The 18,920-nt window shown below is 69.6% G+C and carries 18 protein-coding genes; 10 read left to right on the top strand and 8 right to left on the bottom strand.

What is annotated here, in order from left to right:
- The first annotated feature begins 5 nt into the window (after window positions 1-5).
- Complete coding sequence (locus tag ACG02S_RS18815; RefSeq protein ID WP_394472021.1) at window positions 6-1,421, top strand: DUF1501 domain-containing protein; 1,416 nt, start codon at window positions 6-8, stop codon at window positions 1,419-1,421.
- 11 nt (window positions 1,422-1,432) lie between these two features.
- On the opposite strand, the gene ACG02S_RS18820 is transcribed toward ACG02S_RS18815, so the two are convergent.
- Window positions 1,433-2,836 (bottom strand): M28 family metallopeptidase, encoded by a 1,404-nt coding sequence (locus ACG02S_RS18820; protein WP_394472022.1) that lies wholly within the window; start codon window positions 2,834-2,836, stop codon window positions 1,433-1,435.
- A gap of 98 nt (window positions 2,837-2,934) precedes the next feature.
- On the opposite strand from ACG02S_RS18820, the gene fusA reads away from it, so the two are divergent.
- The 5 genes from fusA (at window position 2,935) to ACG02S_RS18845 (ending at window position 7,344) form a co-directional block, all read left to right on the top strand.
- Window positions 2,935-5,001, top strand: a complete 2,067-nt coding sequence (fusA, locus tag ACG02S_RS18825) for an elongation factor G (RefSeq protein WP_394472023.1) — start codon at window positions 2,935-2,937, stop codon at window positions 4,999-5,001.
- A gap of 53 nt (window positions 5,002-5,054) precedes the next feature.
- Entirely contained in the window at window positions 5,055-5,645 is a 591-nt protein-coding gene (locus tag ACG02S_RS18830; RefSeq protein WP_394472024.1) for a hypothetical protein, read from the top strand.
- Between the two features lie 285 nt (window positions 5,646-5,930).
- Window positions 5,931-6,122 (top strand): hypothetical protein, encoded by a 192-nt coding sequence (locus tag ACG02S_RS18835; RefSeq protein ID WP_394472025.1) that lies wholly within the window; start codon window positions 5,931-5,933, stop codon window positions 6,120-6,122.
- Window positions 6,123-6,187: 65 nt separating this feature from the next.
- On the top strand, window positions 6,188-6,436 hold the full coding sequence (locus tag ACG02S_RS18840; protein ID WP_394472026.1) for a hypothetical protein: 249 nt from the start codon (window positions 6,188-6,190) through the stop codon (window positions 6,434-6,436).
- A 65-nt stretch (window positions 6,437-6,501) separates the two neighbouring features.
- The gene (locus ACG02S_RS18845; RefSeq protein ID WP_394472027.1) at window positions 6,502-7,344 is read left to right on the top strand and encodes an HDOD domain-containing protein; all 843 of its coding nucleotides are present in this window, start codon (window positions 6,502-6,504) and stop codon (window positions 7,342-7,344) included.
- A gap of 12 nt (window positions 7,345-7,356) precedes the next feature.
- Here ACG02S_RS18845 and ACG02S_RS18850 read toward each other — a convergent pair whose 3' ends face one another.
- Entirely contained in the window at window positions 7,357-7,839 is a 483-nt protein-coding gene (locus tag ACG02S_RS18850; RefSeq protein ID WP_394472028.1) for an Lrp/AsnC family transcriptional regulator, read from the bottom strand.
- 108 nt (window positions 7,840-7,947) lie between these two features.
- Between ACG02S_RS18850 and hppD the strand changes: the two genes are divergently transcribed.
- A complete protein-coding gene (gene hppD, locus ACG02S_RS18855; RefSeq protein WP_394472029.1) occupies window positions 7,948-9,087 on the top strand; it encodes a 4-hydroxyphenylpyruvate dioxygenase in 1,140 nt (379 codons plus the stop codon).
- Here the strand turns inward: hppD and ACG02S_RS18860 are convergent.
- On the bottom strand, window positions 9,039-9,932 hold the full coding sequence (locus tag ACG02S_RS18860) for an esterase/lipase family protein (RefSeq protein ID WP_394472030.1): 894 nt from the start codon (window positions 9,930-9,932) through the stop codon (window positions 9,039-9,041). The two genes, hppD and ACG02S_RS18860, sit on opposite strands and share 49 nt — an antisense overlap.
- A gap of 35 nt (window positions 9,933-9,967) precedes the next feature.
- Between ACG02S_RS18860 and ACG02S_RS18865 the strand changes: the two genes are divergently transcribed.
- A complete protein-coding gene (locus tag ACG02S_RS18865) occupies window positions 9,968-10,669 on the top strand; it encodes a DUF8198 family protein (RefSeq protein ID WP_394472031.1) in 702 nt (233 codons plus the stop codon).
- 57 nt (window positions 10,670-10,726) lie between these two features.
- Window positions 10,727-12,457: a long-chain-fatty-acid--CoA ligase gene (locus ACG02S_RS18870; protein WP_394472032.1), complete on the top strand. Its 1,731-nt coding sequence runs from the start codon at window positions 10,727-10,729 to the stop codon at window positions 12,455-12,457.
- Between the two features lie 66 nt (window positions 12,458-12,523).
- Here the strand turns inward: ACG02S_RS18870 and ACG02S_RS18875 are convergent, their stop codons facing one another.
- The 4 genes from ACG02S_RS18875 to purE are packed head-to-tail and all read right to left on the bottom strand — an operon-like array spanning window position 12,524 to window position 16,159.
- Window positions 12,524-13,477: an SGNH/GDSL hydrolase family protein gene (locus ACG02S_RS18875; RefSeq protein WP_394472033.1), complete on the bottom strand. Its 954-nt coding sequence runs from the start codon at window positions 13,475-13,477 to the stop codon at window positions 12,524-12,526.
- 29 nt (window positions 13,478-13,506) lie between these two features.
- Window positions 13,507-14,490: an L-threonylcarbamoyladenylate synthase gene (locus tag ACG02S_RS18880; RefSeq protein WP_394472034.1), complete on the bottom strand. Its 984-nt coding sequence runs from the start codon at window positions 14,488-14,490 to the stop codon at window positions 13,507-13,509.
- Window positions 14,490-15,653: a 5-(carboxyamino)imidazole ribonucleotide synthase gene (locus ACG02S_RS18885; RefSeq protein ID WP_394472035.1), complete on the bottom strand. Its 1,164-nt coding sequence runs from the start codon at window positions 15,651-15,653 to the stop codon at window positions 14,490-14,492. Before ACG02S_RS18885 ends, ACG02S_RS18880 begins: the two co-directional genes overlap by 1 nt.
- Complete coding sequence (gene purE / locus ACG02S_RS18890) at window positions 15,653-16,159, bottom strand: 5-(carboxyamino)imidazole ribonucleotide mutase (RefSeq protein ID WP_394472036.1); 507 nt, start codon at window positions 16,157-16,159, stop codon at window positions 15,653-15,655. The genes ACG02S_RS18885 and purE overlap by 1 nt, the downstream gene beginning before the upstream one ends.
- A 70-nt stretch (window positions 16,160-16,229) precedes the next feature.
- Between purE and ACG02S_RS18895 the strand changes: the two genes are divergently transcribed.
- Window positions 16,230-17,180, top strand: a complete 951-nt coding sequence (locus tag ACG02S_RS18895; RefSeq protein WP_394472037.1) for a tetratricopeptide repeat protein — start codon at window positions 16,230-16,232, stop codon at window positions 17,178-17,180.
- Between the two features lie 16 nt (window positions 17,181-17,196).
- On the opposite strand, the gene ACG02S_RS18900 is transcribed toward ACG02S_RS18895, so the two are convergent.
- Complete coding sequence (locus tag ACG02S_RS18900; protein WP_394472038.1) at window positions 17,197-18,897, bottom strand: serine/threonine protein kinase; 1,701 nt, start codon at window positions 18,895-18,897, stop codon at window positions 17,197-17,199.
- Window positions 18,898-18,920: the final 23 nt, after the last annotated feature.

Raw genomic sequence — 18,920 nt, forward strand, 5'->3', positions numbered from 1 at the left:
ACTTCATGGCACACCACCATCCTCACCACCCCTCCCGCCGCCGCCTGCTCGCCGGCGCGCTCGGCCTGGGCGCGCTGGGCGCCCTCGCCCCGCTGCGCACCGCACGCGCGGCCGACTTCAAGGCGCTGGTCTGCATCTTCCTGTACGGCGGCAATGACGGCATGAACATGGTCGTGCCCATGGACGCGACGCGCTACGCCGACTACGCCCGCGTGCGTGCCGGCCTGGCACTGCCGCAGGGCAGTCTTGGCCGCCTGGGCACCAGCGACTACGGCCTGCACCCCGCGCTGTCCGCGCTGAACCCGCTGTTCGCCGCCGGCAGGCTGGCGCTGCAGTTCAACGTCGGGCCACTGTACGCACCGCTGACCAAGGCGCAATACCGCGCCGACGCCGGCAAGACCGTGCTGACGCCGCCCAGCCTGTTCTCGCACAGCGACCAGCAGGTGCTGTGGGAGAGTGCCAGCACCGACGCGCAGAGCCGCACCGGCTGGGGCGGGCGCAGTGCGGCGGCACTGAACCTGTCCAGCCCCGTCATCAGCGTGGGCGGCAACGGCCACTTCGGCCTGTCAGAGCTGACCGCGCCGCTGGTGCTGCCGGGGCCGGGCGACAGCTTCGGCGCCGCCGGCCTGTCCAGCAGCGACATCACCTGGCGACCCAACGCGCTGAAGCAGGACGCAATCAAAGCGCTGACGGAGCAGACGTCCGACACCGACCTGGCGAACGCCTTCCAGAAGCAGCAGCGCGATGCCTTCGCGTTGTCCGAGCAGCTGGGGCCGCTGATCAAGCGCAAGCCGGGTGAGGCGGGCAGCAACGCGGCCGTCGACGCCGCGTTCGCGCCGCTGATCGCCAACGGCAACGTGACGACCGGTATCGGCAAGCAGCTCTACCAGGCGGCCAAGCTGATGGACGTGCGCGCCACGGTGGGCGGTAACCGGCAGATCTATTTCGCGCAGCTGGGCGGCTTCGACACGCACGGCGAGCAGATCGCTGGCGACGCGCTGTCGGGCACGCATGCCGCGCTGCTGAAGCAGCTGGGCGATGCGCTGGCCTGCTTTCAGGCCGCGCTGACGGCGCTCGGCCTGGCCGAGTCGGTCACCACCTTCACGCAGAGTGACTTCGGCCGCACCTTCAAGCCCAACAACAGCAATGGCACCGACCACGCCTGGGGCAACCACCACCTCGTGTTGGGCGGCGCGGTGAAGGGCGGCTTCTACGGCAAGTACCCGATGCTGGCGCTGGGCGGGCCGGACGATGTCGGCGTCGACAGCTGGGAGCAACACGGCCGCTGGATCCCGACCACTTCGGTCGACCAGTACGCCGCGACGCTGCTGGGCTGGATGGGCGCCAGCCCCGGCCAGCTGGACAGCGTGCTGCCCAACCTGGCCAACTTCGGCAGCGCGCGGTCGGTGGGATTTCTCTGACCAGCGATTGATCAGCGCTTGGGCAGCGGGTAGCTTGCCAGGCTGGCGTAGCCCTTCTTCGACACGGCCTGCACGCCGAACACGACGTTGTCCTTGCTGACCGGCAGCGTCACGCGCGTGGTCTTACCGACGTCCTTGAACTGCTGCCATGTGGCCGAGTCGGTGTCGCGCCAGACGATGCGGTAGCCGGCCACCTCGGGGTCGTCGCTGGCGGTCCACTCCAGCGTGGAGTCGTTGGTCAGGCCGCTGGCGTCCAGCCGCAGGCCCTTGACCGGCGCCGGCGCCCAGGCCAGCGTGGCCAGGCCCGCCAGGTTGGCGCGGCTGATGTCGGCCACGTAGCCGAAGTCGACGAACTCGGGCAGGTCGCCGTAGACGACGCCGTTCTCGGTCCTGGGGTTCTGGTGCTGGTGCGCGAAGTTCTCGAAGGGCTCGGTGAAGCGCACGGCCGCATAGCCGCGCTCCAGGAAGGGCAAGTGGTCGCCACCACGCAGATAGCGGTCGCGGCGTTGGATCAGCTGCACGGTGAAGCCGGGCATCGCACTTTCCGCCGCCGCCTTCAGGTGGCGGCCCAGCTGGTGCGTGGGCAGATCCTCGTTGGCGCCGGCCTGCAGCAGCGGCAGCAGTTCGGCCTGCATCGCGGCATAGGCCTTCTGGTCGGCCGGCGTGGCGGGGCGGTTGGCCTGGGCCTGCAGCAGCAGCCGCACCAGCGGGTCCAGCCCGTCGGCGAACAGCCGCATGCGCTTGGGGTCGCGCTGCCCGGCGTCGCCGCGCGAGCTGCCGACGATGTCGTTGGTGATCATGGCCTCGACGTTCAGCCCCTCGGCGCGTGCATCGCGCGCCCATTGCGCGGCGCCCAGCAGACCCTGCTCCTCGCCCGGCACGGCCATGAACACCAGCGTCGCGTCGAATTGCCGCGTCGCCATCACGCAGGCCAGCTCCATGACGGCCGCCGTGCCGGAGGCGTCGTCGTTGGCGCCGGGTGCCTCGCCCAGGGAATCCATCACGTCGCTGTTGCGCGAGTCGTAGTGGCCGCTGACGACCAAGTAGCGGCCTTTGCTGGCCCCTCGGCCCGGCAGCGTCGCGATGATGTTGACCAGCTCGGTGGGCTGCGGCACGCGCGCGCCGGCAGGTTCGATGAAGCTCTGCTCTTCGACCTTCAACCGGCTGCCCGGCGCCTTGGCGCAGGCCTGCAGCTCGGCCGTGATCCAGCGCCTGGCCGCACCGATGCCGCGGGTCTCGGACGCGATGTCGGACAGCGTGTGCCGCGTGCCGAACGACACCAGCTTGCGGATGCGCGCCTCGATGCGCGGCGCGCTGACCTCGGCGAGCATGGCCTGGAGGTCGTCGGCCGGTGTCTGGGCCTGGGCCGTGGCGGCAAACAGGGCGAGGGTGAGCGCAGCGAATCGCAGATGCATGCGGAAGATTCTGCCCTTGCTGTGTGGGCTGGGTTCTTCTACGCTGGACGGGCCTGCGATCCCTCTGGGGATCGGATGCCCCACACGAGGAGAGTCCGATGAGCGCCAGCCTGGATTCACGAGTGAGCGCGATCCGCACGGTCGCGCTGGTCGGCCCAGCCGCCGCCGGCAAGACGCTGCTACTGGACGCGCTGCTGGCGCATGCCGGCGCCATCCCGCAGGCCGGCAGCATCGAGCGCGGCAACACGGTGAGCGACCACGACCCGCTGGAGAAGCGGCTGGGGCATTCGCTGCAGTCCAGCCTCGCGCACTTCACGCATGGCGGCATTCGTGTGCACGCCATCGACACGCCGGGCGCGCCGGACTTTGTCGGCCAGGCGCTGCCGGCGCTGGAGGCGGCAGATACCGCCATCGTCGTCGTCAACGCGCAGAACGGCGTCGAGATGATGGCGCAGCGCCTGCTGACGGCGGCCGGCGAGCGGGGGCTGGCGCGGCTCATCGTCGTCAACAAGATCGATGCGCCAGACGTGGACCTGCCGGCGCTGCTCGGTCAGATCCGCGAGGTGTTCGGCAAGGAATGTTTGCCACTGAACCTGCCCGCCGACGGCAGCCAGCGCGTGGCGGACTGCTTCTTCGCGGCCTCGGGAGAGGCCGATTTTTCGTCGGTGGCCGACGCGCATCGCGCGCTGGTGGAACAGGTCGTGGAGGTAGACGCCGCCTTCGTCGACCGCTACCTGACCGAGGGCGACGTGGACCCGAAGGAGCTGCACGCGCCGCTGGAGCAGGCGCTGCGCGAGGGGCACCTGATCCCGGTGTGCTTCTGTTCGGCGAAGACCGGTGCGGGCGTGGCCGAGCTGCTGGTGGCCATCGAGGCGCTGATGCCCAATCCGGCCGAAGGCAACCCGCCACCCTTCCTCGAAGGCAAGGGCACCGAACCCGCGCCCTACCCCGCCACGCCGGACCCGGCGGCCCACGTACTGGCCCATGTGTTCAAGATCGTCGCCGACCCATATCTCGGCAAGATGGGCGTCATGCGCGTGCACCAGGGCCGCGTCGCCAAGGGCGGCCTGCTGTTCGTGGGGCATGCGCGCAAGCCCATCCGCGTGGGCCACCTGTTCATGCTGCAGGGCGCAAAACATGTGGACGTGGACGAGGCGCTACCCGGTGAGCTGTGCGCCATCGCCAAGGTAGATGACATCGCCTTCGACGCGGTGTTGCACGACGCGCTGGCAGACGAGCACATCTTTCTGAAGCCGCTCGACTTCCCGACGCCGGTACACGGCCTGGCCATCAGCCCCGCGCGGCGCGGCGACGAGCAGAAACTGTGGGAGGTGCTGGCCCGGTTGGTGGACGAAGACCCCTGCCTGCGCATCGAGCAGGCAGGCCATGATGGAACTTCCGGGCATCAGACCCTGGTCTACGGCCTGGGCGAGCTGCACCTGCGCCTGCTGCTAGAGCGCGTGCGCGAGCTGTACAAGGGCGAGGTCATCACCGAGCCGCCGCGCATCGGCTACCGCGAGACCATTTCGGTCCCCGCCGAGGGCCACTACCGCCACAAGAAGCAGAGCGGCGGCGCGGGCCAGTTCGGCGAGGTCTACCTGCGCGTGGAGCCGCTGGCGCGCGGCGCGGGCTTCGAGTTCGTCGACGCGGTCAAGGGCGGCGTCATTCCGGCTCCCTTCATGCCGGCCGTCGAGAAGGGCGTGCGCTCTGCGCTGGCCAGCGGCGTCGTGGCCGGATACCCGCTGGTGGACCTGAGCGTGACCGTCTACGACGGCAAGCACCATTCGGTGGACAGCAAGGAGATCGCCTTCATTAGCGCCGGCCGCCGCGCGCTCATCGAAGCCGTGCGCGCCGCCAAACCGCTGGTCCTGGAACCCATCGTGCAGGTCGAGATCACGGCGCCGGATGCCAGCATCGGCGACATCACCGGCGACCTGGCCTCGCGCCGCGGCCAAGTCAACGGCACGCGCGCCGCCTTGCCGGGCAGCCTCATCGTGCAAGGCCTGGCGCCGCTGGCGGAGCTGGCCAGCTACCAGACGCGCTTGAACGCGATGACCGCCGGCCAGGGCCGCTACACGCTGCTGCTGTCGCACTACGAACCCGTGCCGCCCCACACGCAGACCGCGCTGATGGGCGCCTACCAGGCGGGTGACGAAGGCGACTGAGCGCGGGCACGCCCGGGCGGGCGGTGGTCAACGCTCATTTATCATCCTGCCCCATGCCCAGCGCCCCCCGCGATGTCGCGCAGATCCGAATGGACAACGCGATGCGGCTGTTCGAAGAGTTCGTCAGCGCCACCGTCAAACACCCCGATGCCGCCACCCTGCGTGGCCTGGAGCGGCGCTTTGCCGAGCGGTTGCAGATCCAGCCCAGCTACTGGAGCCAGATCAAGGGCCGCTCGCGCCAGATCGGCGAACGGTTGGCCCGCCAGTTCGAGCAGCTGTGCCACAAGCCGCCGGGCTGGATGGACATCGAGCATGGTGCCGTTGCCACCGGCCCGGCACCAATCACCTCGATGGCGGCCGCCCTCGGCCACGTGGCGCCGCCGCCACCGGAGCCCTCGCCCAGCCTGCCGCAGGACGATGACGAGCGCTTCATCGTGGGCCTGGTACTGACCTACTACCGCCGCCACCCGCAGCGCGCCCGCACGCGGCTGCTGGACCTGCTGGGCGAGGTGCTGACGCCCGAACCCGCGCCCGCGCCGACACCGCGTGCCGCGGCCAAGCCCGCGGCCGGTGCGCAGGCCGAGCTTGATGCGTGGCGCAAGCTGCAAGCCGGCATCGCCCCGCTGAAGCCCAGGAAGCGCTGATCGTTCTGCGCATCCGTCATTGGACGACGCACGCCCTCCACGTTAGGGGTGTTGGATAAAAGCTGCTTGCGCAAGAGAAACGTTTGTTTATCATTTGCGCAAGTCGTGATGCTGAAGTCCCCGGGCATCACGGCGAGGTCACACCCTTGAAGTCCTGACCTGCTCGGCCCCGCCTGCCTCGCGCGCAAGCCCCGAGCGCCTCAACCCTTGTCTGCAAAAGCTGACCCATCCCGGGTCAAGCCGCTGCACTGCCCGCCGCCCTCGCGGCACTCAACGGAGCACTCCATGCCCCAGTACACCTCTCCGCGCCCGATGCGCATCAAGCTCGCCAAGCCGCGCAACCCGCTCGTCGCCCCGGCCAACAAACGCCAGGCAGGCCGACACCAGAGCCCCAACGACGCCCACGCGCAGCGCCAGCAGGCCCGCCTTGAACTGCGCAGCCTGCTGCGCGACCGCTACCCGGACGAAAGCCCCTGACACACCGGCACCGCTCGCCCTCTCATCCATCTCATGAGGGCCGGCTTGGTGCCAAGGAGACCCTCATGAGATTGATCGAGTTGCGCGGCCTGAGTGCCGCTGAAGCCGCCGAAACCCACGATGCCTGGGCCCGCCGCTGGGTCCGCATCAAGCGCGCCGCCCGCGCGATCCGGCTGGTGTTCTCGCCCGCCTACCGCCGGCGCCGCCGCGCCCGCAGCCAGCTGGAGTTTTACGCCGAGGCCGGTGCGCCGGAAGGCGCGCTCTACGTCGACGGCCAGTTGGTGGCACAACTGGACGGCATCAGGCGCCTGTGAACTGGCACGCAAATCGGGGTCGCATGGACCGACCATGCGACCCCAACACGGCCTAGCATCGCGCCATGCCCGACCGCCTGCGCCTGACCACGCCGCTGCCCACGCTGCAAGCCTGGGCGGACGCGTTCACGCACGCGGAGATCCCGGTGCTGTCCGAAACAGCCGAGGCACTAGAGCTGATGCGCGCGACCGAGGACGACGTGGACGCGCACGGTCTGGGCGAGCTGATCGCCACCGACCCGCTGATGACGCTGAAGGTGCTGGCCAGCGCCAGCGAACTGAAGCGCGGCCGCAGCAGCGGGCTGCGCGCCGACGCCGAGACGGTGACCGCGGCCATTGTGCTGATGGGCATCACGCCCTTCTTCCGCAACTTCGGCCCGCAGCCCACGCTGGAGGCCGTGCTGGCCGATGACGACGAGGCGCTGCTGGGCCTGTCACGCGTGCTGCAGCGCGCCGAGCGGGCGTCGCGCTACGCGCTGGGTTTCGCTGCCCACCGTGCCGACCCCGATGCCGCCATCATCCACAACGCCGCGCTGCTGCACGACTTCGCCGAGATGCTGCTGTGGGTGCATGCGCCCGCGCTGGCGCTGCAGATCGCGCGGCTGCAGGACGGTGACCGCACGCTGCGCAGCGCCGTGGCGCAGCGCCAGGTGCTGGGCATCGTGCTGGCCGACCTTGAACACGCGCTGATGACGCGCTGGCACCTGCCCGCGCTGCTGACGCACATCACCAGCGAGCAGCACGAGCGCGATCCGCAGGTGCGCTGCGTGCAGCTGGCCGTGCGCGTCGCGCGGCACACCGCACGCGGCTGGGACGACGCCGCCGTGCCGGACGACCTGCACGACATCGCCGCACTGCTGAACCTCAGCGAAGCCCACGCCCTGAAGCTGCTGCGCGAGTTCGACTGACACCCTGCCGGGCTACACCGGCACGGCGGTGGTGTTCTTCAGCCGCTCCAGCACGAAGCTGGTCTTGCAGTCCTGCACGCTGGGGTGCATCAGCAGCGTGTCGCTGATGAAGCGGGCGTAGTGCTGCATGTCCTGCACCAGCACGCGCAGCAGGTAGTCCATCTCGCCGGTCAGCGCGGCGCACTCCACCACCTCGGGCCAGGTTTGCACGGCGGCGCGGAACAGGTCGCGCGGGTTGCGCAGCGGGTTGTCGGTCTGCTTTTCCAGCCGTACGTTCAGGTAGGCCGTCAGGCCCAGGCCGATCTTCTCTGGCGGCACCAGGGCGACGTAGCTTGTGATGACGCCTGCCTCCTCCAGTCGGCGCACGCGGCGCAGCACGGCGGACGCGGACAGCCCGGCCTCGCCGGCCAACGTGTCGTAGGTGATGCGGCCATCCTGCTGCAGCGCGCGCAGGATGCGGCGGTCGATGGCGTCCAGCTCGATAACGGCTTCCATAGGACAGATTTTGCAGCTTTCCTGCGTTTGAAGAGAACTTCACGCCGTAGATTGCATGAAACCTGCGCATCCCGCGCCGCAGAATTTTCGGTTTCGCTGGAGACAAAAATGGCCAAGTTCACTCCATGGGACAACCCCATGGGCACCGACGGTTTCGAGTTCATCGAGTTCGCCGCGCCCGATCCGGCAGCCCTGGGCGAGCTGTTCCGCACCATGGGCTTCACGGCCGTGGCCCGTCACCGCCACAAGAACGTGACGCTGTACCGCCAGGGCGGCGTCAACTTCATCATCAACGCCGAGACGGACTCGTTCGCGCAGCGCTTCGCGCGCCTGCACGGCCCGTCGATCTGCGCCATAGCCTTCCGCGTGGACAACGCCGCCCACGCCTACCAGCGTGCGCTGGAGCTGGGCGCCTGGGGCTTCGACAACAAGGCCGGCCCAATGGAGCTGAACATCCCGGCCATCAAGGGCATCGGCGACTCGCTAATCTATTTCGTTGACCGCTGGCAGGGCAAGCACGGCGCTGCCGCAGGCGCCATCGGCAACATCTCGATCTACGACGTGGACTTTGTGCCGGTGCTGGACGCACTTGGCCAGCCCGTGGACCCGAACCCCGTCGGCCACGGCCTGACCGAGATCGACCATCTGACGCACAACGTCTTCCGCGGCCGCATGAAGGAGTGGTCGGAGTTTTACGAGCGCTTCTTCAACTTCCGCGAGGTGCGCTACTTCGACATCGAGGGCAAGCTGACCGGCCTCAAGTCCAAGGCCATGACCAGCCCCTGCGGCAAGATCCGCATCCCGATCAACGAGAGCAGCGACGACAAAAGCCAGATCGCGGAGTACCTGGACCTGTACCACGGCGAGGGCATCCAGCACGTGGCGCTGGGCACGACCGACATTTACGCGTCGGTCGAGGGCATGAAGGGCACGGGCGTCGCGTTCCAGGACACGATCGACACCTATTTCGACCTCGTCGACAAGCGCCTGCCCGGCCACGGCGAGAACGTCGCCGAACTGCGCCGTCTGCGCATACTCATCGACGGCGCCACGCACCTGGGCGTGGACAACGAGCTGCTGCTGCAGATCTTCACCAAGGAAGTGATCGGTCCGATCTTCTTCGAGCTGATCCAGCGCAAGGGCAACGAGGGCTTCGGCGAGGGCAACTTCAAGGCGCTGTTCGAGAGCATAGAGCTGGATCAGATCCGCCGCGGGGTGCTCAAGGACGAGCCGGCCAACGCGGTCTGAAAGCCCGACGCCCGCAGGGCCTCCTGCAGGCAGTCCCAGGCCTCGTCCGAGTGGACCAGGCCCATGTGGCCCACGCCGTCCACGCGGTGCGCGCGCGAGCAGGCCAAGATGGCCGTCTCGGCCGGGTTGACGACCTGATCGCACGGCGTCCAGAAGCAGTCGACATCAGTCAGCAGCGACAGCTCCATCACCCAGGGGCTGCGCAGCCGCATCTGCCGGGCGTTGATGCCCTGCCCCAGCCGCGCCATGCGCGTGCCGCCATGCGGCGACCCCAGCGTGATAACACGCGGCGGCACCGCATGGCCGGCGCCGAACCTGCGCCACCACGCCCGCAACGCCAAGCCGCCCATGCTGTGGGCGCACAGCACCGGCATGCGACCGGTCGCGGCCTCCAGCCGACGCACGCCGACCTCGATCTCCTCGGCGTAGTCGTCGATGCTGCCGAACACCGGCTCCAGCGACGGCGCGACGAAAGCCACGCCCTGTGCGCGCAGCCGCTTCATCCAGCCGTTCCAGCGCCCGCGGTTGCAGGCGAAGCCGTGCACCAGCAGCACGCCGACCTGCGCCCCGGGCGGCAGGTGATCGGCTTCGGCCCACTCCCGCCACGGCTGTCGCCACGAGAAGGCCAGCTCGCTGGCCACCACCTCGCGCCGCCACGCACGCCAGAGCTGACCCCAGCTTGGCGCCGGCCGGTTGACCCAGCGCAGCTGCACGAAGCCGCCGGCAAGCACGACGGCGTGCAGCGCCAGCGTGGCCACACCCCAGGCCCAGCCGAAGCGCCAGCCGACGAACGCCGCCACGGCCAGCCGCAACAGCATCCAGATCCTCTGCAGCCTCCCATTCATCGGCCCAGTCTAAGCGGGCAGAATGAGCCCGCCCCATGGATGACCTGAGTGCCGAATCCCTACTGAAGGAGCTGCGCGCCGTCGACGCCGAGCGCGCCCGCCGCGCCGCCGATCCCGCACTGGCCGCGCGCGTGCAGGCGCTGAAGGCCTGGCAGCAGCGCCGCTTCGCCCACACCTATGCCGACCTGCTGGCCACGCCGCGCTACGCGGCGGCCACGCGCTTCTTCCTGCATGAGCTGTACGGCCCCGGCGACTACCGCCAGCGCGACGCCCAGTTCGCCCGCGTGGTGCCGACGCTGACGCGCCTGTTCCCCGCCGAGGTCATCGACACCGTTGCCAAGCTCGCGCGGCTGCACGCGCTGTCCGAGCGGCTGGACACGTGCATGGCCGAGCACCTGGCGTCGCCCGAGATCACGGCCAGCGCGTACGCGATCGCGTGGCGCGCCTGCGGCGAGCCTGACGCGCGCGCGAGGCAGGTCGCACTGACGATGGCCGTGGGCGAGTCGCTCGACCGGCTCACGCGCAAACCGCTGCTGCGCCAGTCGCTGAAGCTGATGCGCGGCCCCGCCATGCTGGCCGGCCTGAGCGCGCTGCAGACCTTCCTGGAGACCGGCTTCGACACGTTCCGCGAGATGCGTGGGGCCGGCGAGTTCCTGTCCACTGTGCGACACCGCGAAAGCACATTGGCAGACGATTTGTTTCAGGCAAATCCCTTGGTCCTAGGGCAACTCCCCTAGTCCTGGGGACGCCCCGCCACGACCATCTTCCGCTTCAAGCGAAGAGGCCTGCCCCCCATGACCGCCGTCCTTGCCGAAGTCCCCGAGACGACATCCGCTGTCAAGCCCTGGCTGGCCAGCTATCCGGCCGGCGTGCCGGCGCAGATCGACACCCAGGTCTATCGCTCGCTGGTGGACCTGCTGAACGAGGCCTTTCGCAAGCATGCGCACCGCGACGCCGCCATCTGCATGGGCCAGCGCATGCGCTTCGACGAGATGGACCGGCTCTCGACGCAGCTCGGCGCCTGGCTGCAGGCACAGGGGCTCAAGCAGGGTGACCGCGTCGCCATCATGATGCCCAACGTACTGCAGTACGGCGTGGCCATCGCCGCCATCCTGCGCGCTGGCTTCGTCGTCGTGAACGTGAACCCGCTGTACACGCCGCGCGAGCTGGAGCATCAGCTGAAGGACTCGGGCGCGCGCGCCATCATCGTGCTGGAGAACTTCGCGCACACGCTGTCCGAGGTTATCGCGCAGACCGACGTGAAGCATGTCGTGCTGGCCTCCATGGGCGACCTGCTCAGCTGGTGGAAGGGCCCGCTGATCAACTTCGCCGTGCGTCATCTGAAGAAGATGGTGCCGGAGTTCCGACTCGCGGTCGGCGACGGCCGCACCGTCGTGCGCTTCAACGAGGCGCTGGCCCATGGCGACCGGCTGCACCTGAAGAAGCCGGACCTGGGCCCCGACGACGTCGCCTTCCTGCAGTACACCGGCGGCACGACCGGCGTGTCCAAGGGCGCGACGCTGCTGCACCGGAATATCGTCGCCAACATCCTGCAGGTAGAGGCTTGGTTCCAGCCCATGCTGACCAAGCTGCCGGGGGACAAGCAGCTCACCAACATCTGCGCGCTGCCGCTTTATCACATCTATGCGCTGACCGCCTGCTTCATGCTCGGCACGCGGCTGGGCTACCTGAACATCTTGGTGCCCAACCCGCGCGACATCCCCGGCTTCATCGACACGCTGCGCGGCCACAAGATCCACCTGTTCCCGGCCGTCAATACGCTGTTCAACGCGCTGGCCAACGAGCCCGGCTTCTCGCGGCTGGACTTTTCCGAGCTTGTCATCTCCAACGGCGGCGGCATGGCTGTGCAGCAGGCCACGGCCGAGAAGTGGCTGAAAGTCACCGGCTGCCCGGTCATCGAAGGGTATGGGCTGTCCGAGACCTCGCCGACTGCCACCATCAACCCGCTGGATCAGCGCGGCTTCAACGGCAGCATCGGCCTGCCCATCCCGTCCACCGAGATCGCCATCCGCGACGACGACGGCCGCGATGTCGCCATCGGCGAGCGCGGCGAGATCTGCATCCGCGGCCCGCAGGTCATGGCCGGCTACTGGCGGCGCCCCGACGAGACCGCGCACGTCATGGACGCCGACGGCTTCTTCAAGAGCGGCGACATCGGCATCATGGACGAGCGCGGCTACGTGCGCATCGTCGACCGCAAGAAGGACATGATCCTGGTCAGCGGCTTCAACGTGTACCCGACCGAGATCGAGCAGGTCGTCAACATGCACCCCGGCGTGCTGGAATGCGCCGCCGTGGGCGTGCCGGACGCCAAGTCCGGCGAGGCCGTGAAGCTGTTCGTCGTCAAGAACGACCCGGCCCTGGCCGAGGAAGACTTGGTCAGCTACTGCGCCGGGCAGATGACAGCCTACAAGCGGCCCAAGTTCATCGAATTCCGGGACGAGCTGCCCAAGAGCAACGTCGGCAAGATCCTGCGCCGCGAGCTGCGCACGACGACCGCCTGAGCGGGCTGTCTAGCCGGTTGGGGACAGCGCTGCTGGCTGCGCTCGCCCGGTCTGTCCCGCAAAGCCTTAGAACGGGTTGTTCTTGGCGCGCGACAGCGCCAGCTGGCCGATGCGCTGCTGCGCCGTCGGGCCCAGCAGCGTGTCGCCCGCCCACAGCCATTGCGTGGGGCTGGCATCGGCCTGCAGCGTGCTGGTCGTGCAGTCCTGCGCCGCGACGTCGGTACGGCAGGCCGCCTGCGTCACGTTGGAGTATCCGAAGGCGCCGGGGAAACGCGCGATCTGCTGGATGCTTTCGTCCGTCAGCACGAGGCCGATCAGGCGACCGTCGTTCAGCAGGTTCAGCCGCATCGTGATGTTGAACGCGGTGCTGAGCTCGTCCAGGAAAGCCGCGCGGTCGATGTCGGTCGCCTGCTGGCGCTCGCGCTGGCCGAAGGGCGTCAGGCCCACGTCGAAGATCGTGGAGATCACGACCCGGCCGTTGGCATTGGCAATGCGGTTGGCCTGATCGGCCAGTTGCTTGCCCCGCGCCCTCGCCTCGTTGACCAGCGAGGCCTTGCTGACTGCAGGGAACTGGCGGTACAGCTCCAGGATGTCGTTCACGCCCACCATCATGACCACCAGGTCCTTGGAGCTGAAGCGGTCGTTGGCCAGATGCTGGTCGATGCGGTCGCGCACGTCGGCCACCTTGGCGCCCGCGGCCGCATACATGACGCCCTGCGGCAGCGCGACGAAATCGGAGTTGCACTGCGGAAAGACGAAGCCGAAGCCGCTGGCCACCAGTTGAGTCCAGACCGGGTTGGCGCGGCAATCGACTTGCAGCGTGTCTGAGGCCAGGCCGTTGATCGTGTACTTCTTGCCGCTTTGCAGGATCGTGCCGCTCTCGTCGCCGAAGGCAATGATGCGGGTCGGCGCGAAGGGCTCAATCTGCGCAGTGCCACCGCCACCACAGCCGGCCATCAGCGCCGCTGCCACCAACGCGGCCAGGCCACGCTTCAGATTCTTGGACACAACACGTTGCATGACGATCAACTCAGGGACAGGGGCAAATATCAATCGGTGAAGGCGGCAGCGGCCCGGCTGAGCCGGTCCCGCACACCATCCCAGGCGGCATCGCGCGGTGGCGCTTCGACCCAGATCTCGCGGGCGCCGGCCGCATCCAGTTGGCGCAGCACCGCAAACAGCTCGTGGGCCACCGCCGCCGGGTCGACCGGCTGTGGCTGCCAGCGCCAAGCCGGCAGTTGGGCGCGTGAATATACCGCCAGCCCCTCCAGCGCCCCGCTGGCCGAAGCTGTCGCCAGACGTAAAGCCAGCGCCTCGGCTTCCAGTAACCGCACGCGGGCGCTGGGGGCGTAGTGAGCCGCCAGCGTGCCCGAAGCCTTGGGCGCCTCGACGTCGGGCTCGGCCAGCGACTGGCCCAGCACGGCCTCGATGCGTGTGCGGCTGAGCAGCCCGGGGCGCAGCAGCGCCGGCAGCGCACGGCTGCAGTCCACGATGCTGGACTCGATGCCCACCTCGCAGGCGCCGCCGTCCAGCACCATCAGCCCGGTGCCGAACTCCTCCACCACGTGGCGGGCCAGCGTGGGGCTGACGCGGCCGAAGCGGTTTGCGCTGGGCGCGGCCACACCCTGCACGCCCCGCTCGCGCGCGGCGGCGAGCACCGCGCGGGCGACCGGGTGGGCCGGCGCACGCAACGCCACCGTGGCATGCCCGCCTGCCGCAGCCTCGGCCATACCGGCCGCACGCGGCACGATGACGGTCAGCGGGCCGGGCCAGAAGGCGTCCATCAGCCGGCGCGCGGTGGCGGGCAGGTGGTCGGCGAACGGCTCGGCACCGGCAGCGTCTAGCACGTGCACGATCAGCGGGTGGTCGCTGGGGCGGCCCTTGGCGGCAAAGATTTTCGCGACGGCGTCATCCTGGTCGGCACGCGCGGCCAGGCCGTAGACGGTCTCCGTCGGCAGGCCCAGCAGCTCGCCATCGGCCAGCCGCTGCGCGGCGGACTGGATCGACGCCGGATCGTTGCCAGGAAGCAGCATCAGAAGTCGGTGGGCAGGCCCAGCAGCGCAGCGGCCCGCAGCGCCACCGCGTGCGCGGCCTCGGGCGTCGCGGCGGTGACGTTCAGGTGGCCCATCTTGCGGCCATGGCGCGCTTCCGTCTTGCCGTACAGGTGCAAGTGCGTGCCCGGCAGCCCCAGCACGCGGTCCCAGGCCGGCGGCGTGGGGCCACCCTGCTCGGTGAACCACAGGTCGCCCAGCAGGTTCAGCATGACGGCGGCCGAGTGCTGGCGCGGCTCTGGCAGCGGCAGGCCGGCCAGCGCGCGCACCTGCAGCTCGAACTGCGAATGCTCGCAGCCATCCATCGTCCAGTGCCCGGAGTTGTGCGGGCGCGGAGCCATCTCGTTGACGACCAGCCGGCCGTCGGTCAGCCAGAAGAACTCGACGCACAGCACGCCCACGTAGTCCAGCGCCGCGGCGACCTGGCGGGCGGCGTTCACCGCCAGCTCGTCCACCTCGGCCGGCACGTCCGGCGCCGGCACCTCGGTGACGGCCAGGATGCCGCCGCGGTGCAGGTTCTGCTGCACGGGCCAGTGGACGATCTGGCCATCTGCGCCCCGCGCGACCAGCACGCTCAGCTCGCGTTGCAGCGGCAGCAGCTGCTCCAGCACGCAGGGCACGCGCTTCAGGTCGGCCCAGGCCGCCGCCAGCTCAGCCGGCGTGGAAACGCGCACCTGGCCCTTGCCGTCGTAGCCCATGCGGCTGGTCTTCAGGATGCCGGGCAGCAGCGCCGGATCCACCGCAGCCAGCTCGATGTCGTTGGTGATGACGGCATGCGGCGCGCACGGCACGCCGGCGGCCTCAAAATGCGCCTTCTCGACGGCGCGGTCCTGGCAGACGGCCACGGCGGCGGCGGCAGGCGCCACGACGCGCATGCCCGCCAGCGTCTGCAGCGCCAGCGCCGGCACGTTCTCGAACTCGGTGGTGATGGCGTCGCAGTCGCGGGCCAGCTGGGCCAGACCGAAGGAGTCGAGGTAGTCGGTCTTGATGTGCACCTCGGCCACGGCGCCGGCCGGGCTGATCGCATCCGGGTCCAGCACAATGCAGCGGTAGCCCAGTGCCTGGGCCGCGTGCACGAACATGCGACCCAACTGGCCGCCGCCGAGCACGCCGAGCGTCGCGGCGCCCGGAAGCAAGGCCGCCATCAGCGCAGTTCCTCGGTCATGGCGATGGCCGCCGCCGTCTGCTTCGCACGGAAGGCGTTCAGCTGCGCCAGCAGAGCCGCGTCGGCCGTGGCCAGCATCGCGACCGCGAACAGCGCCGCGTTGCCCGCGCCGGCGGTGCCGATGGCGAACGTCGCGACCGGAATGCCCTTGGGCATCTGCACGATGGAGTGCAGCGAATCGACGCCCTGCAGGTGGCGGCTGGCCACCGGCACGCCCAGCACCGGCACCGTCGTCTTGGCGGCCAGCATGCCCGGCAGGTGCGCCGCGCCACCGGCGCCGGCGATGATGGCCTTCAGGCCACGGCCGGCCGCCGCCTCGGCATAGGCGAACATCTCGTCGGGCATGCGGTGCGCCGACACGACCCGCGCCTCGAAGGCGACACCGAACTCGGTCAGAATCTCGGCCGCCAGCTTCATCGTCTCCCAGTCGCTGCTGGAGCCCATGACGATGCCGATGACGGCATCAGGGTTCTGGGGGGTCGACATGGACAAAGCGCGCTCCAAGGCTCAGAAAAGCCTTGAATTGTAGGTGGCGCCCCTCAATTTCCCCTCCGCCATGATCGACATCACCCTCCAGAACTTCGAAGCCGAGCTCATCGGCGCCTCCCAGAAGCAACCGGTGCTGCTGGACATCTGGGCGCCGTGGTGCGGCCCCTGCCGCACGCTCGGCCCCATCCTGGAGAAGCTGGAGACCGCCTACGCCGGCCGTTTCGCGCTGGCCAAGCTGAACAGCGACGAGGTGCCCGAGATCGCCACGCAGCTGAGCCAGATGTTCGGCGTGCGCTCCATCCCGTTCTGCGTGATGTTCGTGGACGGCCAGCCGGTGGACGGCTTCGTCGGCGCGCTGCCCGAGGCACAGATCCGCGAATTTCTGGACAAGCACGTGCCCGCCGGCGAGGAGCTGGAAGCCGAAGCCGACCTGGCCGAGGCCGAGGACCTGATGGCTGAGGGCGACCTGGAAGCGGCACTGGCCAAGCTGGCGCACGCGGTGCAGACCGACCCGGCCAATGAGGCCGCGCGTTTCGACTACATCAAGGCACTGCTTGAACTGGGCCTGGTGGCCGAGGCCCGCGAGGCGTTCGCGCCGGTGGCTGCCAAGGCCGCCGACACCCTCACGCCGCATGCGCGCTTCGCCGCGCTGGCTGCATGGCTGACCGCGTTCGAGGCGGCGGCCAGCGCAGACCCCGGCGCGCTGCGGGATGCCATCGCCGCCAACAAGCGCGACTTCGATGCCCGCTTTGCGCTGGCACAGCACCACCTCGCGCAGCAACGCTTCACCGAAGCGATGGACGAGCTGCTCGAGATCATCATGCGCGACAAGGCCTGGAACGGCGAAGCCGCGCGCAAGGCCTACGTCGCCATCCTGGAGCTGTTGACCAAGCCCGCGCCCAAGCCCGCCGCCGAAGCCAAGGGCGGTGCGCTGGAGATCGCCGGCAAGGCTGCCGTCGTGCACAGCGACCCGCTGATCGATCAGTACCGCCGCAAGCTGTCGATGGCGCTGTTCTGACGCGCGGGCCGCGGCCTCAGGGCACGCGGTTCTGGTTGCGGATCTCGCGCAGCCTCACGCACTCGGCGTGGTTCTGGAACAGCGGGCGCTCGCACTGGCGGTCAATGCACCAGGCCTTCGCCAGCAGCACCCGCTTGCCGCATGCCTCGGCGGGGCTGGTCGGCTCTGCCGACTCAGCCGATGCGGGCCTGGCGACGGCACTCACCACGGGCTCTGCGGCCGGCTCCGGTGCCGCGAACACTGGGCTGCGCGCCACCGGGCGGACGTCGGCCGCTTTTTCGGTGGTCACGGACCGCGCCGCACCGTCGCGGCGCGCCGGGCGGTTCGCCGCAGCGGGCGCTGATGCCGGCTGCGGCCGCGCCTGGGCCACGAGGGGCGCGGTGATCGGCGCCTGCGGTTCCAGCGCTGACGCTGGCACGGCGGCCGCCGACGCCGCGTCACTCACCGGCACGGCCTCGGGCACCGAAGCCGCGGGGACGGCCGAGGCCGCCGCGATGGCTGCCTCGGGCGGCGGCACCGGCGCTGCCGGTTTGCCCAGGTTCTTCACCTGCATGACGAAGAACCCGAGCAGCAGCACCGCGACAAGCGCTCCGCCAGCGAGGACGGTGCGGCTAGGGCGGGCGGCTTTGGCCTGAGCCGGCGCGGGCGGCTGAGCGGCGGGCGGTGTGGGCTTGGCGACCGGCGCAGGCCGGCCCGCTACCGGGGGTTTGGCCGGCACGACGGTAGCCGCCGGGTCTTCGTCCGGCATGACCTGCACGGTGTCGGCGAACTCCAGGTCCAGAGGCAACCCCATCGCGGGCGGCGGTGCAGGCCGCGGCGGCGCGACTGCGCGGCCCTCCACCACCGCGCGCCACGCCGCGACGCTCTGCGGGCGCTGCTGCGGCGACACGCGCAGCGCCCAGTCCAGCCCGGCCAGGAAACTCGGCGAATAGCCCGGCACCGACAGCGGCATCAGCTCGTCGGCCATCGCCCGCGCGGTGCAGGGCGGCGGCGGGCGGCCGGTCAGCAGGTCGTGCATGGCAGCGGCCAGCGCGTAGAAGTCGGTCCACGGGCCCTGCTTCAGGCCGGCGGCCTCGGCGTACTGCTCGATGGGCGCGTAACTGGGTTTTAGGATGGCTGTGAAGACCTGCGTGCGGTCGCCAATGGCCTGTCGGGCGGCTCCGAAATCCAGCAGGATGGGCGGGCTGCCATCGGCCGGCAGAAAGATGTTGTCCGGCGCGACATCCCGGTGCCATACGTTCTGCGCATGCAGGGTCTCCAGCCCGCCCAGCACGGCGTCGAAGATGCGGCGCAGCCAGTCTTCGGGCGGCGGCGTCGGGCGAGCCTTGCGCGCCTCGCGCAGGCTCTGGCCAACCAAGCGTGGCATGGCCATGTAGGCCGTGCCGTTGGCCTCCCAGAAGCGGTAGACCTTCAGCAGCGACGGGTGGTCGAAGCGGGCCAACAGCTTGGCCTCGTTGACGAAGCTGCGCCTGCCCAGCTCGAAGGTCTCCGCCATCGACACCGAGCGCACCGACACCTGGGACTGCCCGTCGCGCTGCGCGAACTGGCTGGGCATGTACTCCTTGATCGCGATCTCACGCTCCAGCGAGTGGTCACGCGCCAGGTAGACGATGCCGAAACCACCCACGCCCAGCGTGCCCAGGATCTCCAGTTCACCGAAGCGGGTGCCGGCGGGCAAGGCATGGAAGCTGTCGTCGTCGCGGGCATCAGCGGTCATAGGCCGGCGAGGGTAACGCAGCC

Source organism: Pelomonas dachongensis (genome assembly GCF_043555865.1).
In the GTDB taxonomy this organism is placed as follows: domain Bacteria; phylum Pseudomonadota; class Gammaproteobacteria; order Burkholderiales; family Burkholderiaceae_C; genus Pelomonas; species Pelomonas dachongensis.

Bases quoted from the DNA above. Each gene is read 5' to 3' on its own strand.
- ACG02S_RS18900 (WP_394472038.1), bottom strand. From the start codon at position 18,897: ATGACCGCTGATGCCCGCGACGACGACAGCTTCCATGCCTTGCCCGCC.
- ACG02S_RS18850 (WP_394472028.1), bottom strand. From the start codon at position 7,839: ATGGAAGCCGTTATCGAGCTGGACGCCATCGACCGCCGCATCCTGCGC.
- ACG02S_RS18875 (WP_394472033.1), bottom strand. From the start codon at position 13,477: ATGCAACGTGTTGTGTCCAAGAATCTGAAGCGTGGCCTGGCCGCGTTG.
- hppD (WP_394472029.1), top strand. From the start codon at position 7,948: ATGGCCAAGTTCACTCCATGGGACAACCCCATGGGCACCGACGGTTTC.
- ACG02S_RS18870 (WP_394472032.1), top strand. From the start codon at position 10,727: ATGACCGCCGTCCTTGCCGAAGTCCCCGAGACGACATCCGCTGTCAAG.
- ACG02S_RS18860 (WP_394472030.1), bottom strand. From the start codon at position 9,932: ATGAATGGGAGGCTGCAGAGGATCTGGATGCTGTTGCGGCTGGCCGTG.
- ACG02S_RS18840 (WP_394472026.1), top strand. From the start codon at position 6,188: ATGAGATTGATCGAGTTGCGCGGCCTGAGTGCCGCTGAAGCCGCCGAA.
- ACG02S_RS18820 (WP_394472022.1), bottom strand. From the start codon at position 2,836: ATGCATCTGCGATTCGCTGCGCTCACCCTCGCCCTGTTTGCCGCCACG.
- ACG02S_RS18880 (WP_394472034.1), bottom strand. From the start codon at position 14,490: ATGCTGCTTCCTGGCAACGATCCGGCGTCGATCCAGTCCGCCGCGCAG.
- ACG02S_RS18895 (WP_394472037.1), top strand. From the start codon at position 16,230: ATGATCGACATCACCCTCCAGAACTTCGAAGCCGAGCTCATCGGCGCC.
- ACG02S_RS18865 (WP_394472031.1), top strand. From the start codon at position 9,968: ATGGATGACCTGAGTGCCGAATCCCTACTGAAGGAGCTGCGCGCCGTC.
- ACG02S_RS18845 (WP_394472027.1), top strand. From the start codon at position 6,502: ATGCCCGACCGCCTGCGCCTGACCACGCCGCTGCCCACGCTGCAAGCC.
- ACG02S_RS18815 (WP_394472021.1), top strand. From the start codon at position 6: ATGGCACACCACCATCCTCACCACCCCTCCCGCCGCCGCCTGCTCGCC.
- fusA (WP_394472023.1), top strand. From the start codon at position 2,935: ATGAGCGCCAGCCTGGATTCACGAGTGAGCGCGATCCGCACGGTCGCG.
- purE (WP_394472036.1), bottom strand. From the start codon at position 16,159: ATGTCGACCCCCCAGAACCCTGATGCCGTCATCGGCATCGTCATGGGC.
- ACG02S_RS18835 (WP_394472025.1), top strand. From the start codon at position 5,931: ATGCCCCAGTACACCTCTCCGCGCCCGATGCGCATCAAGCTCGCCAAG.
- ACG02S_RS18830 (WP_394472024.1), top strand. From the start codon at position 5,055: ATGCCCAGCGCCCCCCGCGATGTCGCGCAGATCCGAATGGACAACGCG.
- ACG02S_RS18885 (WP_394472035.1), bottom strand. From the start codon at position 15,653: ATGGCGGCCTTGCTTCCGGGCGCCGCGACGCTCGGCGTGCTCGGCGGC.